At 43.9% G+C, this 14,747-nt stretch carries 14 protein-coding genes and 1 other RNA gene; 12 read left to right on the forward strand and 3 right to left on the reverse strand.

Annotated features, from left to right (window positions below):
• Positions 1-16: 16 nt before the first annotated feature.
• The 8 genes from M467_RS17595 (at position 17) to M467_RS17630 (ending at position 7,956) form a co-directional block, all read left to right on the forward strand.
• Complete coding sequence (locus tag M467_RS17595) at positions 17-904, forward strand: YitT family protein (protein ID WP_021065456.1); 888 nt, start codon at positions 17-19, stop codon at positions 902-904.
• 73 nt (positions 905-977) lie between these two features.
• Entirely contained in the window at positions 978-1,202 is a 225-nt protein-coding gene (gene secG / locus M467_RS17600; RefSeq protein ID WP_012726902.1) for a preprotein translocase subunit SecG, read from the forward strand.
• A gap of 102 nt (positions 1,203-1,304) precedes the next feature.
• Positions 1,305-2,045: an alpha/beta hydrolase gene (locus tag M467_RS17605; RefSeq protein ID WP_021065457.1), complete on the forward strand. Its 741-nt coding sequence runs from the start codon at positions 1,305-1,307 to the stop codon at positions 2,043-2,045.
• Between the two features lie 15 nt (positions 2,046-2,060).
• The gene (rnr, locus tag M467_RS17610) at positions 2,061-4,454 is read left to right on the forward strand and encodes a ribonuclease R (protein WP_021065458.1); all 2,394 of its coding nucleotides are present in this window, start codon (positions 2,061-2,063) and stop codon (positions 4,452-4,454) included.
• A gap of 49 nt (positions 4,455-4,503) precedes the next feature.
• Entirely contained in the window at positions 4,504-4,974 is a 471-nt protein-coding gene (gene smpB / locus M467_RS17615) for an SsrA-binding protein SmpB (RefSeq protein ID WP_029595066.1), read from the forward strand.
• A 49-nt stretch (positions 4,975-5,023) separates the two neighbouring features.
• Positions 5,024-5,379, forward strand: a transfer-messenger RNA (tmRNA) gene (ssrA, locus tag M467_RS31565).
• 127 nt (positions 5,380-5,506) lie between these two features.
• Positions 5,507-5,662 (forward strand): hypothetical protein, encoded by a 156-nt coding sequence (locus tag M467_RS17620; RefSeq protein ID WP_021065460.1) that lies wholly within the window; start codon positions 5,507-5,509, stop codon positions 5,660-5,662.
• A gap of 590 nt (positions 5,663-6,252) precedes the next feature.
• Entirely contained in the window at positions 6,253-7,956 is a 1,704-nt protein-coding gene (locus M467_RS17630; protein ID WP_021065462.1) for an ATP-dependent nuclease, read from the forward strand.
• A 650-nt stretch (positions 7,957-8,606) separates the two neighbouring features.
• On the opposite strand, the gene M467_RS17635 is transcribed toward M467_RS17630, so the two are convergent.
• On the reverse strand, positions 8,607-9,014 hold the full coding sequence (locus M467_RS17635; protein WP_021065464.1) for a hypothetical protein: 408 nt from the start codon (positions 9,012-9,014) through the stop codon (positions 8,607-8,609).
• A 2-nt stretch (positions 9,015-9,016) separates the two neighbouring features.
• Positions 9,017-9,607: a TIR domain-containing protein gene (locus M467_RS0115770; protein WP_021065465.1), complete on the reverse strand. Its 591-nt coding sequence runs from the start codon at positions 9,605-9,607 to the stop codon at positions 9,017-9,019.
• A gap of 407 nt (positions 9,608-10,014) precedes the next feature.
• Here M467_RS0115770 and M467_RS31385 point away from each other — a divergent pair, with 407 nt between their 5' ends.
• Both M467_RS31385 and M467_RS17640 read left to right on the forward strand, forming a co-directional pair.
• On the forward strand, positions 10,015-10,881 hold the full coding sequence (locus M467_RS31385; protein ID WP_021065466.1) for a hypothetical protein: 867 nt from the start codon (positions 10,015-10,017) through the stop codon (positions 10,879-10,881).
• Between the two features lie 254 nt (positions 10,882-11,135).
• Positions 11,136-11,600, forward strand: a complete 465-nt coding sequence (locus M467_RS17640; protein WP_144060645.1) for a hypothetical protein — start codon at positions 11,136-11,138, stop codon at positions 11,598-11,600.
• A 48-nt stretch (positions 11,601-11,648) separates the two neighbouring features.
• Here M467_RS17640 and M467_RS17645 read toward each other — a convergent pair whose 3' ends face one another.
• Positions 11,649-11,840: a hypothetical protein gene (locus M467_RS17645; protein ID WP_021065468.1), complete on the reverse strand. Its 192-nt coding sequence runs from the start codon at positions 11,838-11,840 to the stop codon at positions 11,649-11,651.
• Between the two features lie 139 nt (positions 11,841-11,979).
• Here M467_RS17645 and M467_RS17650 point away from each other — a divergent pair, with 139 nt between their 5' ends.
• Both M467_RS17650 and M467_RS17655 read left to right on the forward strand, forming a co-directional pair.
• Positions 11,980-13,392 (forward strand): NAD-dependent epimerase/dehydratase family protein, encoded by a 1,413-nt coding sequence (locus M467_RS17650; RefSeq protein ID WP_021065469.1) that lies wholly within the window; start codon positions 11,980-11,982, stop codon positions 13,390-13,392.
• 160 nt (positions 13,393-13,552) lie between these two features.
• Positions 13,553-14,644, forward strand: coding sequence for a phosphotransferase (locus tag M467_RS17655; RefSeq protein ID WP_021065470.1), 1,092 nt, complete (start codon positions 13,553-13,555; stop codon positions 14,642-14,644).
• Positions 14,645-14,747: the final 103 nt, after the last annotated feature.

Consider the following 14,747-nt stretch of genomic DNA (forward strand, 5'->3'; position numbering starts at 1 on the left):
GGAAGGGGGACAAATGATGAAACGTCAGCAACAACATCTATTGCGTCAACAAGTCTGGAAGAAGCTCCAATCGATTTCCTTGAAGGATATCGCCTGGATCGTCGCCGGCTCATTCATTCTCTCGTTCGGGGTGAACTACTTCACCGTCCCGAACGATTTCTCGGAAGGCGGCCTGCTCGGGGTCACCATCATCCTGTACTACATGTTCGGCTGGGACCTCGGGGTCACGTCGATTATCGGGAACGGGATTTTATTCATCGTCGGCTATAAGCTGCTCGACCGCCGGACGATGGTCTATTCGGTCGTCGCCGTCATCGCGACGTCATTCTTCCTCAGCTTGACCCATGACTGGGGCAGCCCGGCCGAGGACAAACTGCTCGCGGCCGTCTACGCCGGGATCATGATCGGTGTCGGCATCGGCATGGTGCTCCGCGTCGGCGGGACGACCGGGGGCGGGGTCATCATCGCCCGCCTCATGGAGCGGTATTTGCATATGAGCGTCGCCGTGTCGATGTTCATCATCGATGCCATCGTCGTCGGGGCGTCGGGCTTCATCCTCGGGGAACAGATCGTGCTCTATACGTTGATCGCCATCATCATCGGCTCGTGGGTCATCGACCTCGTCGCCGAAGGGCTCAATATCCGTAAGGCTGTCACGATCATCAGCGACAAGCAAGAAGAGCTTGCTGTCGTATTGACGGAGACGCTTGGCCGCTCGGCGACGATTATCCACGGTCACGGCTACTATACGAAGCAGGATAAGAACATGCTGTATATGATCGTCGACAAGCGCCAAGTCGGTCCACTCAAGAAAATCGTCGAAGTGACAGACCCACGTGCCTTCGTCGTCATCCACCAAGTGAAAGAGGTCATCGGGGAAGGGTTCAGCTACCCGTCCCGATAATTTGAAAGCTGGTGTTTTGACGCCAACTTCTATATAATAAGAAGCGTGTAAAAAGAAGGAGGAACTGACTACTATGCAAACGATCGCTACAATCAGCCTACTCGTCGTGGCTGTTTTATTGATTGTCGTCGTACTGCTCATGTCAGGTCGGTCGCAAGGTCTTGGGGCGATTGCAGGTGGCGCGGAGCAGTTGTTCGGCCGCCAGAAAGCGCGCGGCTTCGACGCTGTTTTGAACCGAACTGCAGCTGTACTAGGCACATTGTTTTTCATTTTAGGATTACTAGTCGCATCACTATGATGAAAGGCTGATCGTTCTCGATTTTCACGTGAGGCGGTCGGCTTTTGTTTTTTTCAATTATTTTTTGGGAATAATGGATTGTATGAGGAGATGACGTTAGCAATGAAGATTACAGCACCGAAACCGTTCTTCTTTGAAGGCGGACCACGTGCCGTGTTGATGTTACATGGCTTTACCGGATCGAGCGCGGATGTCCGCATGCTCGGTCGTTTCCTGCAAAAAGAAGGCTATACGTGTATGGGTCCCCAGTACCGGGGCCATGCCGTCCCGCCGGAAGAATTGCTTCAGTACGGACCGGCCGACTGGTGGGAAGACGTCTTGAACGCCTACCAATCGTTGAAAGATAAAGGCTATGAGGAGATTGCCGTCTGTGGCCTCTCGCTCGGAGGCGTCATGTCGCTACGCCTCGCTTCGGAGGAAACCGTCAAAGGCGTCATCCCGATGTGTGCCCCGACCGGAATCGATGCCGAGGACCGGTTATACAAAGGAGTCAAAGCCTACGCTCGAGAATATAAATCTCGAGAAGACAAATCACCTGAACAGATCGAACAGGAGATGGCGGATTTCAAACCGATGCCGACGCTCAAGGACCTCCGTGCCTTCGTCCGTGACACGACGACAAAACTCGAAGATATTTTCGTCCCGGCGCTCGTCGTCCAAGGGGCGAAAGATCAAATGGTCGATCCTGAATCTGCACACGAAATTTACGAGGCGATCAACGCGTTCCAAAAAGAACTGCTCATGTATGAGGAGTCGGGACACGTGATCACACTCGATAAAGAAAAAGAGAAACTGCACCAGGACGTGCTCGATTTTCTCGAAACGTTAGACTGGTCAGTCTAAAAAGGAGGTGTCACGTTGAATTTACGTGACCAACTACTAGAAATCATCCAAGCCAGTGATAAAGCACTGACGGTGGACCAATTGACCGAGCGTCTCGCGCTCGAGTCGACGGATGCCTTTAAAGAGCTCATCCGCACCTTGAACACTCTCGAAGAAGAGGGCTTAATCGGCCGCACACGGACGAACCGTTACGGGACGCTCGCCGTGCTCGGCCAAGCAGCGGGAATCATCTCGATTCACCAACGCGGCTTCGGCTTCTTATCGGTCGAAGGGGAGACGGAGGACGTGTTCCTTCCGCCCGACCAATTGAAAGACGTCTACCACGGGGACACGATCCTCGTCAAAAAACGCGAGGACAACCGCGGCAAGACCGAGGGCGTGCTCCTCAAAGTCTTGAAGCGCGGCTTGTCGGAGTTCGTCGGGACGTATACGCTCCCGAGCGGACGCCTCGACCAGTTCGCCTTCATCGAGCCGGACGACAAGCGCATCAACTTCTGGCCGGTCGTCAACCCGGACAAATCGCTCGGTGCCGTCGATGGCCATAAAGTCGTCGTCCGCATCACGAAATATCCGGACGGACGTTTCGCCGGAGCGTGTGACGTCGTCCGCATCATCGGACACAAGAACGACCCAGGCGTCGACATCTTGTCGATCGTCTATAAGCACGGCATCCCGACGGAGTTCCCGGAAGATGTCATCGACCAGGCGAACGCCGTGCCGGACGAGGCAGACGAGAAGGACTTCATGGGACGCGTCGATCTTCGTAACGAGACGATCTTCACGATTGATGGCGAAGACGCGAAAGATTTGGACGATGCCGTCCACGTCAAGAAACTCGACAACGGCAACTATGAGCTCGGCGTCCATATCGCTGACGTGTCACACTACGTGACGGAAGGCTCACCGCTCGACGTCGAGGCGTTCGAACGGGGGACGAGTGTCTATCTCGTCGACCGCGTCATCCCGATGTTGCCGCACCGTCTCTCGAACGGAATCTGTTCACTCAACCCGCACGTCAACCGTTTGACGCTCAGCTGTGTCATGGAGATTTCCCCGCAAAACGGGAAGGTCGTCAACCATGAGCTGTTCCCGAGTGTCATCAAGACGACGGAGCGGATGACGTATACGAACGTCCGTGAAATCATCGAACGCGATGACGAAGCGACGCTCGAACGGTACGAGCCGTACATCCCGTTGTTTGACCTCATGGCCGAGCTCGCGGAAGTACTCCGCACGCGCCGTAACTCGCGTGGTGCCATCAACTTCGATTTCGCCGAGGCCAAAGTCGTCGTCGACGAAGAAGGCAAACCGGCCGACATCGTCTTGCGTCCACGCTCGGTCGCCGAGAAGTTGATCGAAGAGTTCATGCTCGCGGCCAACGAGACGGTCGCTGAACACTTCCACAAGATGGACGTGCCGTTCATCTATCGTGTCCACGATAATCCGAAACCGGACAAGCTCGATTTCTTCTTCGACTTCGTCGCGAACTTCGGTGTGCACATCGAGCGCTTCAAAGGACAGAAGGTCGAACCGAAGACGCTTCAGAAAATTTTGAAGGCGATCTCGGGTGAACCGGAAGAGCCGGTCATCAGCACGATCATGCTCCGTTCGATGCAACAGGCGAAGTACGATGACGTCTCGCTCGGCCACTTCGGCCTCGCGACCGACTTCTATACGCACTTCACATCGCCGATCCGTCGCTACCCGGACTTGATTGTCCACCGTCTCATGCGCACGTACGTCTTTAACGGTGACGTGTCCGAGAAGACGATCGCCAAGTATGAGGACCGTCTCGACTCGATTGCTGAACAGGCGTCGAAACGTGAGCGCCGTTCAGTTGATGCCGAGCGCGAGACACAGTCCTTGAAGAAAGCCGAGTACATGGAATCACGTCTCGGTGAAGAGTTCGACGGCGTCGTCAGCGGCGTCACGAACTTCGGGATGTTCATCGAGCTCCCGAACACGATCGAAGGGCTCGTCCGTCTCCAGTCGATGGATGACTACTACCACTTCGACGAGTCGCAGCTCATGTTGCTCGGCGAGCGGACGAAACGTCAGTTCCGCATCGGTGACGCGGTGCGCGTCAAGGTCGACGCTGTCAACTTGGACGAGCGCACGATTGACTTCACCGTTGTCGGCATGCCGAAGCGGGAACAGTCGCGCCGTCGCCAACCGACGACGATCAAAGCGACGGAAGGCCGTCCGAAGAAGGACGACAAAAAAGGCCGCGGCCGTGACGACAAACGTCCGAAGCGCGGCAAGCCTGGGAAACCAGGTCAAGCCGGCAAACCGTCTAAACCAGGCGAGAAGCCGAAGACGTCGCAAGGACGCTCGGCACTCGACTTGAAGAAGAAAGACGGTCAAAAACGAACAGGCGACGCCAAACGCGGAGCGAAGAAGCGTCGTTGATGGGAGGGGGCGACCCCTCCTCCATATTGAAGTAAAGGACTGAATGTCTATGGCCAAGAAGAAAGATTCGAACGCACTCGCGCAAAACCGAAAAGCGTCCTTCGATTATGCGATTGAAGATACGATTGAAGCCGGCATGGTGTTGACGGGGACCGAGATTAAATCGGTGCGGCAGTCAAAAATCAATATCGCCGACGCGTATGTCCGCTTTGACGGTGGCGAGGCGACACTTCATAACTGTCATATCAGCCCGTTCGAGCAAGGGAACCGGTTCAACCATGAGCCGCTTCGTGTCCGAAAGCTATTGTTGCATAAGAAGCAAATCAATCAGCTCATCGGCGCGCAAGGCCGTGACGGGTATACGATCATCCCGCTCAAAGTGTATCTGAAGAACGGCTTCGCCAAATGTCTCCTCGGCATCGGGCGCGGGAAGAAGAAGTATGACAAGCGCGACGACTTGAAGAAGAAAGATGCGAAGCGCGATGTCGACCGGGCACTCCGGGACCGGCAAAAATACTGACAGCGAGACCTGATTGTGGTATAGTTGTTGTAGCACCAATTACCACCTCGGGGACGTTATGGATTCGACGGGGGTAGGTCGGTCGTATGTGGCGTGTCGAGGGGTCGGCCTCGTTAAAACGCAAACGCCTATAACTGGCAAAACTAACACACAACTCGCAGCAGCCTAAGTGCCCTGCGGATCCTGACATCCATCGCTTGTGTGGATGATTATCAGGGTCTCAAACTAAGCAAGCTACGCTTCAACCTCGCCGTCTGAGGGCGCGAAGAAGAGATGAATCAGACTGGATGCGACAACGCCTGTTTATCGGCAGTGTCACATTGAGATTCAATAGATAAACTACACACGTAGAAGCATGCGTTACGATGCCTTCGGACGCGGGTTCGACTCCCGCCGTCTCCATTTTTAAGTAGTCTGCAACGACTGCAATCAATGATTTGTAATGAAGACCTTCTAATTTCATTGAGATTAGAAGGTCTTTTGATGTGAACGGAGCAAGTCAATCACAATGAAATGAAAGTAGGTGAATCGAATGGGAAAATATCAATTGGATACGAAAAGTAAAGTAGCTGCTGCCAAGTATCAAGACGGTAAAAAACCAGCTGTCTCGAACAAAAAAGATAAGATCAATCAGATTCGAGAAGCATATTTGCAGAAGAAAAATGAGAAGAAACAAGCTGGTGAATGATCAGACAGCTTAGCTGACTTCAAGTGCTTTGCCATTAGAAGTTAAAATAAACAAAGAGGGTCACCCGTGCGTAGTTTATGCCTAGGTGGCCCTTTTCTTGTTTTGCAGTTTGTTAATGAGATTCGATTTGAATTTCACCCCAAGTTAAACAAAGCCGCAATGATTGCATCACTCCAATTCTGGAGCATGAATAATCTGAGTGCGATTAAAAGCCTTACGATGAGGAGTGTGCCGAACGGGATGAGTTTGTTCTTGTTCTTTTTTAAAAGGCTGCGAGTTACGAGCCATACACCCGAATATGACAACGCCTATTTATCAGCAGTGTCATATTGAGATTCAATAGATAAACTACATACCTAGAAGTAGCATACGTTACGATACCTTGAATTGCGGGTTCGACTTCCGCAGTCTCCATTAAGAAGTAATTGAATTTAATTACTTCTTAATTCTTTTTTTTAAGATTTAGAAGGAAATTTTATATATACAAATATAACCTAAAATGATAAAATATTTTTGATTTAAATGGATAAAAAAAGAATAATTTACAATTAGTTATAAAAATTAAATTTTAGTCTTATGGAGGAATTATTGTGTACATATCTAAAATTCATATTCATAACTATAGATCTATTATTGATGAAAAGTTCGAACTCTCTGGATTTAATTTATTGGTTGGTGCCAATAACTCGGGGAAATCAACTGTCATAAATGCAATTTTGACGTTTTATGAAAAAATAAAATTTAATTCCAAAAATGATTTTCCTAAAATTGGTTTTTTTGATAAAGAGTCTTGGATAGAAATCACTTATGGATTAGAGAAAGAAGAATACGATAATCTCCCTGACGATTATAAATCTTTAGATAAAAATTTAACGATTAGAAAATTGTTATATTCTGCAGATAAACAAAGGTTTAGCACAAGTCAGAGTAATTTATTTGCTGTAATTGATGGTCAATTAGATGAAAAACTATTCTTTGGAGCTAAAAATGTAGGTAATGCTAAATTAGGTGAGGTTGTATACATACCAGCTGTTAGCAATATATCGGATAATTTAAAAATGACAGGCCCATCTCCACTTAGAGATACTATTAATTTTTTATTTAAAGAAGCTGTTCAAGAGCATCCGAGCTATAATAGCTTGAAAAAAGCATTCGATAATTTCAATGAATTTGCAAATGAAGAAAAAGGAATTTTTAATAACATTGCAAATCCTTTGAATAAAGGAATCGAAGAATGGGGTATCTCATTTAAATTAAGAATAAACCCTATTAGTACAGATGAGATTACTAAAAGTTTAATTACTTATCACTTTAATGATAGAAACATAAACAATGAAGAAGTAGGGATAGATCAGTATGGTCACGGATTTCAAAGGTCTATAGTATTTAATTTAATTAAACTTTCAGCAAGTTTTAAAAAAGAAAAAAAATCTGTAAAAAAAGAATTCAATCCTAAACTAGTAATTTTATTATTTGAAGAACCTGAAGCGTTTTTACATCCTACCCAGCAAGATCAATTGGCATATAATTTAAAAAAACTATCTAAAAATCAAGAATATCAAATCCTAATTACAAGTCATTCATCTCTATTTATCGGAAAAGCAAATGATCAGTTAAATCAAATTATTAAAGTCAATAAGTCTAACGGATGTTCAACTTTACATCAGCCGACATTAAAAGAGTTAGAAAATTTCTTTGCTTACAATAAATATTTTAAAACATTATTTGAAGATGATTTAATTGAGGGTGTTGACGAGGAATTATCAGTGCAAGAAGAGAAATTTAGATATCAATTATGGTTAGATTCGGAAAGGGCATCTATGTTTTTTGCCGATAAAATTATTATCACTGAGGGAGCTACTGAAAAAATATTATTAGATTATTTATTAGATAATGATTGGGCAGATTTAAAAAAAGAAAAAATTTATGTTTTAGATGCGATGGGCAAATATAATATTCATAGGTACATGAAATTACTATGTTTATTTGGAATTAAACATTCAATATTTATTGATTCTGACTCGCAAGCAAAAGGTAAACGTATAAATCAACATCGGATTTTAAACAATCATATTAACGAGTGTGTAAACGAATTCACAATTTCAGATGCCTATTTAATTGACCCTGACTTAGAGACATTTTTGAATTTGCCGATGCCTAGAAAAGATCGTAAACCTTTAGATATGATAATGGCTCTAACTGAAAATAAAATTAATCCTGATAAACTTGTAGAATTAAAAGCAATAATTTCTAAATTAATTGATTTGCATGAACTCGAATTACAAACTTTATAAAAATGGAAGTACGAGTTAAACTGACATAATGATATGAGACACGTATAAAAAGCACCTTAATTTGGCCACTATTACCCCGTATTTTATCGGTGTCAGGTAGCCATTTTTTCTTGAATACGTTTTTTGTTATAGTAATTTAGATAATAATTCACCCGTTCAAACACTTCATTGTACTCATCTCTAAGAAGATATACAATCTTCAGAACTGCTAATTTCTCAACTCTCTTTCGATATCCACGTATTTTTTGAGGTTTCGTTCTCCGTCTTCAGGGGGGGGGGCTGATGTTCTTTTTTGCTATCCTCACTCGCGGAATCAGGACCGTGTCCGTAGGCATACTGTTTCCCAATTGGCTAATCAAATCGATAGATTTCATTCAACCCAGAACATCTTAGCCATGTGTGAATCTAAGATTCGCTTTTGATTTCGTGTTTTTCCATAAATCTATCTAATCTTCAACTCACTACGTAGTTTATTTTCTATCACAACTGCCCATTTCACTTCGCTTTAACATGCATTTTTGACCACGCAAAAACACCTCCGATGCCAGCACTTTTTAAAAGTGTATCACTCAAAGGTGTTTTAAATATTGTCTCAAAAAAATTAGCAGAGCATATGTCATACTTTGCAACTTATGCGTCTTTTAGTGTATTTAATTTTTAGATAAACAAATCGCCAAAAAAATTGCAATTATTATTGAGAAATAAAACATAAGGAGAGTTTTTGAAAAACAAACTATTAACCATGAATCAATATCCTTCTTGAAATCAGAAGTATCCATGGAATAGTCTATTGTTTCATCCGATTTTATTCTGACCACATCATACAATTTGCGAAACAGCTTTTCTTGGTGAAGATAAAATCCATCTAAAAACCAAAAAAATATAGTTGGAATTAATGCGATGTATATATATCGAGAGTCCATATCCTTGACATTTGCAAATGCCAATATTGCAGCTACAAGGGTTACTGCCCATCCTTTAAGATAGAACGAGTTTGAGGCCATTCTACTAATAGTTTGTTGAATGAATTCCAAATGCTTTATTTTATGTTCTGCCATATTTACTCACTCCTTTCAATTGGTTCATTTCCAGTTACCCATCTAGCCAAATCTATATACTTATTAGGGTTGTCTTGAATCCAAATTGTTATTTCGCCATTTTCATTTGTACCATGTACTCCATATGAGTATAAACTTAAATATTCTTGCCCTATAAATTCTTCACTGTTTGTGTAAGTTTTAGTTATTGGTAAAATTGCAATCCTTCCGACTTTAGAATCGAAATATCCTATTTCCCAAGGAACCCATTTGGATTCTGGTGATGATTCAGAATATGCAACTAACATTGTTTTACAATTGTTCATTCTGCTTCTTAATCTATCAGCAGTAGACTTATTTACCTGACTTCTATCTAACTCAGGATCATCTATCCAATCAATATAAACGTCCAATGAATAAATATTTTCAATAAATATTTTTAGTCCATGAATGACTTCTGCATCATGAAAGCTATGAGAAATGAAAACATCATATTTCTTACCATAATCGAATGATGAAGAGGCATGTTTTAATATTTTTTCGCTACTTTCATAAAAATTCTTATTTTTTTGAGCCAATTTTTTTAACTCAGTTTCATTAAACTTCATTGCCATTATTTTTTACCCCTTTATAAAGTCTATTATCCCCCTATGATGACTTCTTAGTTATGTATTATTTAAATTTACAGGAATGTCCTGCATTTAGTATATAGTATATTTACAAATAGTATCTGTAATGTAGTATTTGGAAAAGTAATTTCATTATCGAGGTTGCCAGATAATTAGTTTGTTTCAGCCTGTCTAAATTTTTAATACATAGATAGTGAGCTACATTTGAAAGATGGAATATAATTATTACTGAGTGAATAAGAGAAGTTTTACAAAAATGTTTATAAAATTTATTCGATTCTCTACTAGGAAAACCTATAAGTGCGTTCTTGTATTAGACACTTTAATTATAAAGAAAGATAAACGATATTATTATAAATCATATCTGGCTAATTATTTTTGGAGGATAAATTATGAATGAATTAACAAGAGAAAACATATTTTTATTTATGATCAATAATATTGATGAAGTGGATATAGGTTCTTTCTCTGAGTCAAATTATATAAAAGAAATATATGAAATAAATTTAATTGTTTTAAATGAGATTGAAGAGAAATTTTACAGCTCAACTCCAAATTTTAATATTGACTTAATAAATCAATTGGAAATTAATATCACAAATATTGAAGATTTAACTAAAAATAATAATTTTGAGTTAAGTAACGATTTAATTAAAAAACTAATTACTGACCTTACTGTGTTTAATAATAATAATTATGAAAATAAAATGAAATCACAAAACCTTTTTAATAAATTGCTAAAAATATTAATGGATTGGTCTGATAAGGCTTTAAAAAGAAAATTTAATAATATAAGGAACCATGTTAAGTCATTTAATGATAAAAATTATAAAAAGATATTTTTATCATATGCATTTGAAGATCATCTGTATACCTTAGCGCTATTTTATTATTTTTATTCTAATCAATTATATCTGTATGTGGATTGGCTTATAAATGATGAAATTCCAAAAACTGATTATTTAAAAAGAAATTTATTTGATAATTTAAGTGACTCTGAACAGCTTTTATTTTTACAAAGCCCAAATATGGAGTTAAATATCCAAGGAAACCCTAGTATTAAAGCTTGGTGTGCATGGGAGTTAGGTAGTTTTTTCTACAAAACTAATTCTCAATTTAGTGGAAACCCTTATAATTATGACTCCAGTAGAAAATATAAATTTTTTATAAACATTTATCGAACTAATGCAAGTAAAAGTCATCGAATATTAGAAGGTTTAACTGAACTAAGTGGTATATCACCAAATGGATTAACTTAGATTTTCACTTTAAGAATTGCTGATTAAATAAGGAATTTAATTTAGAAATATTTATCAAATAAAAAACAATCATTTTATACTTTGACAACTCTACGCGACAGCCGTATTTTATAAATTTGAGAAAGTTAAGTATAAGAATTTGGTGCGTCTTCTATTAACCCACGCATACTTGGTGCTAATCGGGATTATAATGGTCATCGTCGGACTTGCGTTTGCTTTTTACTCAATCGATGTAACATAATCATGACGAAGAGATGAAAACAATTGTAGTATCTAGGCTATATGTAGCCAAAGTATTCGGAAATGTTGAAGTGACGAGAACTGATTTTTTTGTCTACGCGGACGAGACGACAGGGGAAGTCGTCGACACGTTCCTGGCATCGAAATGGGAAGATGACGTGACGGATGTCATCGAGGATTCGGTCATGACGGCGTTTGGCCGTGATGTCACGTACGATGTTTTTTACGATGAAGTAGCCGTACGAGAACTCGACACCGCGGCTGCGAACCCGCTCGCCTATAAAACGGCCGACGTCGTACCGACAATCTTGGTGACGATTCATCGGGAGCCAGCGTCAGGAGACGAGGCACTCGTCCGCACTTGGATGGCGGCGCTAAAAGAGAACGACATGTTACGCCATGCGGAAGTTCATGTCGACTATGTCGCTAAAAATGGGGAGATCCTCAATGACGGTACCCCGTTAATTCTATCGTTCTAATGAAAAAACACTTTCTGCGCGCAGGAAGTGTTTTTGTTCAATCAATGGTCACCACAAGTTAAACAAATCCGCCACAATCGCATCACTGCCGTCTTGGAACATAAACAAGCCGAGCGCGATTAACAGCCCTCCGATGACGAGAGTACCGAATCGTATCAGTCCGCTCGTGTTCTTTTTGAGTAAGCCGCGAATCACGAGCCCTCCACCAATCAATAGCATCAAGAAATACCAAAACCCCATAGCCATTCCTCCTCTGCCTGTAGTTGAGTCTAGTTTACATATATTTTCCAGTACATACTGTAGGGCGTGAGACTGATTTAATCTAAGCCCAAGACGGGTACAGTACCTTTATGTGTAAATAAAGGGGAGAGTGACCACTATGCGGAAAACCATCGTCATCGCGGGGGCGAGCGGCTATATCGGCTCGAACGTGATGGACCATTTAAAAGAAGAATACGACATCATCGCCTTATCTCGTTCGACGAAGAACAAAGAAGACGAGGACCACATCACGTGGCGGTCGTGCGATTTGTTCTCGTATGAACAGACGCGCGAGGCGTGCGAGGGGGCGGACTATGCCATGTTCCTCGTCCACTCGATGATTCCGGACGGCGGGCTGACGCAGGCGACGTTCGAAGACATGGACGCGCTCATCGCCGATAACTTCGCCCGGGCGACGAAAGCAAATGACATCGAACAGATTGTCTATTTGAGCGGGATCATCCCGAAAGAGTCGAAGACGTTGTCACGTCACTTGAAGAGCCGGCTCGAGGTCGAACGGATTCTTGGTGGCCAAGGGGTACCTGTGACGACGATTCGGGCCGGACTCATCATCGGTCCAGAAGGTTCATCGTTCCCGATTCTCGCGAAACTTGTCAAACGGTTGCCGGTCATGATTCTCCCGAACTGGACGAAGACGGAGACGCATCCGATTGACCTGCGTGAAGCCGTCCAAGCGCTCATCTCGGTAATCGGGGCCGAAGCACTGTATGACCATCATATCGATATCGGTGGACCGGAAGTGATGACGTATCGCAAGATGATTGAAGATACGGCTGACGTCATGGGCAAACGTCGCGTCATGATCGATTTCCCGTTCCCGACGATCAAACTGTCCCGCCTTTGGGTCCTGGCCGTGACGGGTGAACCGAAAGACACCGTCTATCCGCTCGTCGAGAGCATGGGCCACGCCATGGTCGCGAAAGACACGACCGGCGTCAAGCAAGGGGAGATTCCGTTCAAGGAAGCGGTCGAGCACGCGCTCGAGGAAGAAGAGAAGCAGAAGTCGGGCGGCAGCAAGAAGAAAAAAGCACCGCAACAGTATACCGTCCGCTCGATTCAACGGTTCGGTCTGCCGGATAACAAATCGGCGCTATGGATGGCCGACACGTATTTCGAGTGGCTCGGCCGGCTCGCCTATCCGCTCATCCAGACGACGAAAGAAAACGATGATTGGGAGATCGCCCTCCTCCGTCCATCATTCGTCGCGCTTCATCTGTCGCTCGAAGACGAGGCGACGGACGATATGGCCTCTTATGAAATCGATGGCGGCTTGTTCGCGAAGTTGAGTGAGGATGACAAGACAGGCCGACTTGAGTTCAGACGGCTCCCCGAGTCGGACCAAGGGCTCGTCGCCATCCATGAGTTCGTGCCGGCGCTACCATGGTGGTTCTATACGAAGACGCAGGCGAAAGCCCATCTCGTCGTCATGTGGCTGTTCGGCCGTCACGTCCGTCTGCTTGGGGAAGATGCGGATGAGGGCGATCAAGTTGTCGAAGCGCCGACGAATTAACGAAGACGCATCCATCGCGATGCGTTTTTTTGTTTTAACAAATGTCAGGAATTAAAAATAGCGATATACTCGAATGAATAATTTTCGTTAAAATGGAAAATGAATCAAGTGGATCCGCTGAAAGATGAATCAAATCGAGTTGAACAATGGAGGATTGAATATGTCGATGACGATTCAACAAAGGACCAAAGAAAAACGAATCAAGGCGCTCCGACATGCTGGTGTCACCGAACCAATTTTTCTTGGTGAAGGTGCGTGGCATGACGCATGGAAAGTGTCAAAAGACGGTCGCGAACTGGTTTTGCGGATTCCGAAAGAAGTCGCTTACGGAAAGCCTGTTACGTTCGATCATGATGCCTTGATGGCAGAGTATGCCGCTACGAAATTGTATTATCAGTCCGTGAATCGCGCGGTTCAAGGAGCTGCTCCAAATTTTTTTGAATTCTACGTGTCTGCTGAGTTCACGTATACGTTAGAGTCATTCGGAGGTGTCCCTCTTTCTTTACCTGCGATGACGAAAGAACAAGCTTCGCAGGTGGGAGCTCAGATTGGCGAGATTTATCGAAAAACCGATCAAATCCGACACGATGTCGAGGGGTTAGGTTATTTGATGTGGACGGACGAGAAGAGATTACACGGCAGTTTGAACGGGGACCTTCACACGTTTATCCGGGAAGAAAGTGCTGAGCACTTGGCAGACTATAAAACGTTATGCGCCACGTATCCCGAGTTTAAAGACGATGTAGTCGAACAAATGCTCGATGCCGCGACAGAACTTCGCAACGATCAAATCAGCGTGCCGAGTCTCGTCAATCAAGATGCGTCTCCCGAAAATATTTTATTGAACGGCAATCGCGTCTGTTTGATTGATCCTTATCCGATTGTGTATGCACCGCGAGGCATGGCTGGTAATTTCATGAACTTATACGAGACCTTTTTTGTCGCCCTTTCACATACGGAACGCTATCAGAGGCATCGATTTGATTTGTGTGAAGCACAATTAAAAGGAATAGCAGAAGGGTTTCTTGCAGGCTACAGCGACGGGAATCAGTCAATTGTTCGAGAAGTGAGAGGGGAACAGTTGCTCCAAATACTCGAGACGGCTTACCTTCACCATCAGCTGTTACTTCAAGAAGAATTGACACGGGAGGATACGATTCGTTATGGAAGCAAGGAAGCCATCACAACCCGGTTGTTCGTATTATGTGACGCACTGAAACAGTTCGCCACCTCTCGATTGACTGAACTATGAATTTGTTGTTGTACCCCGGTCACTCTTCGACGCATCCATCGCGATGCGTCTTTTGTTTTGTCGATTATGTTAACGTTTCGCCAGAGTCGTTTACAAAGGGCAG

The organism is Exiguobacterium chiriqhucha RW-2 (assembly GCF_000416965.1).
Classification (GTDB): Bacteria; Bacillota; Bacilli; order Exiguobacteriales; family Exiguobacteriaceae; genus Exiguobacterium; species Exiguobacterium chiriqhucha.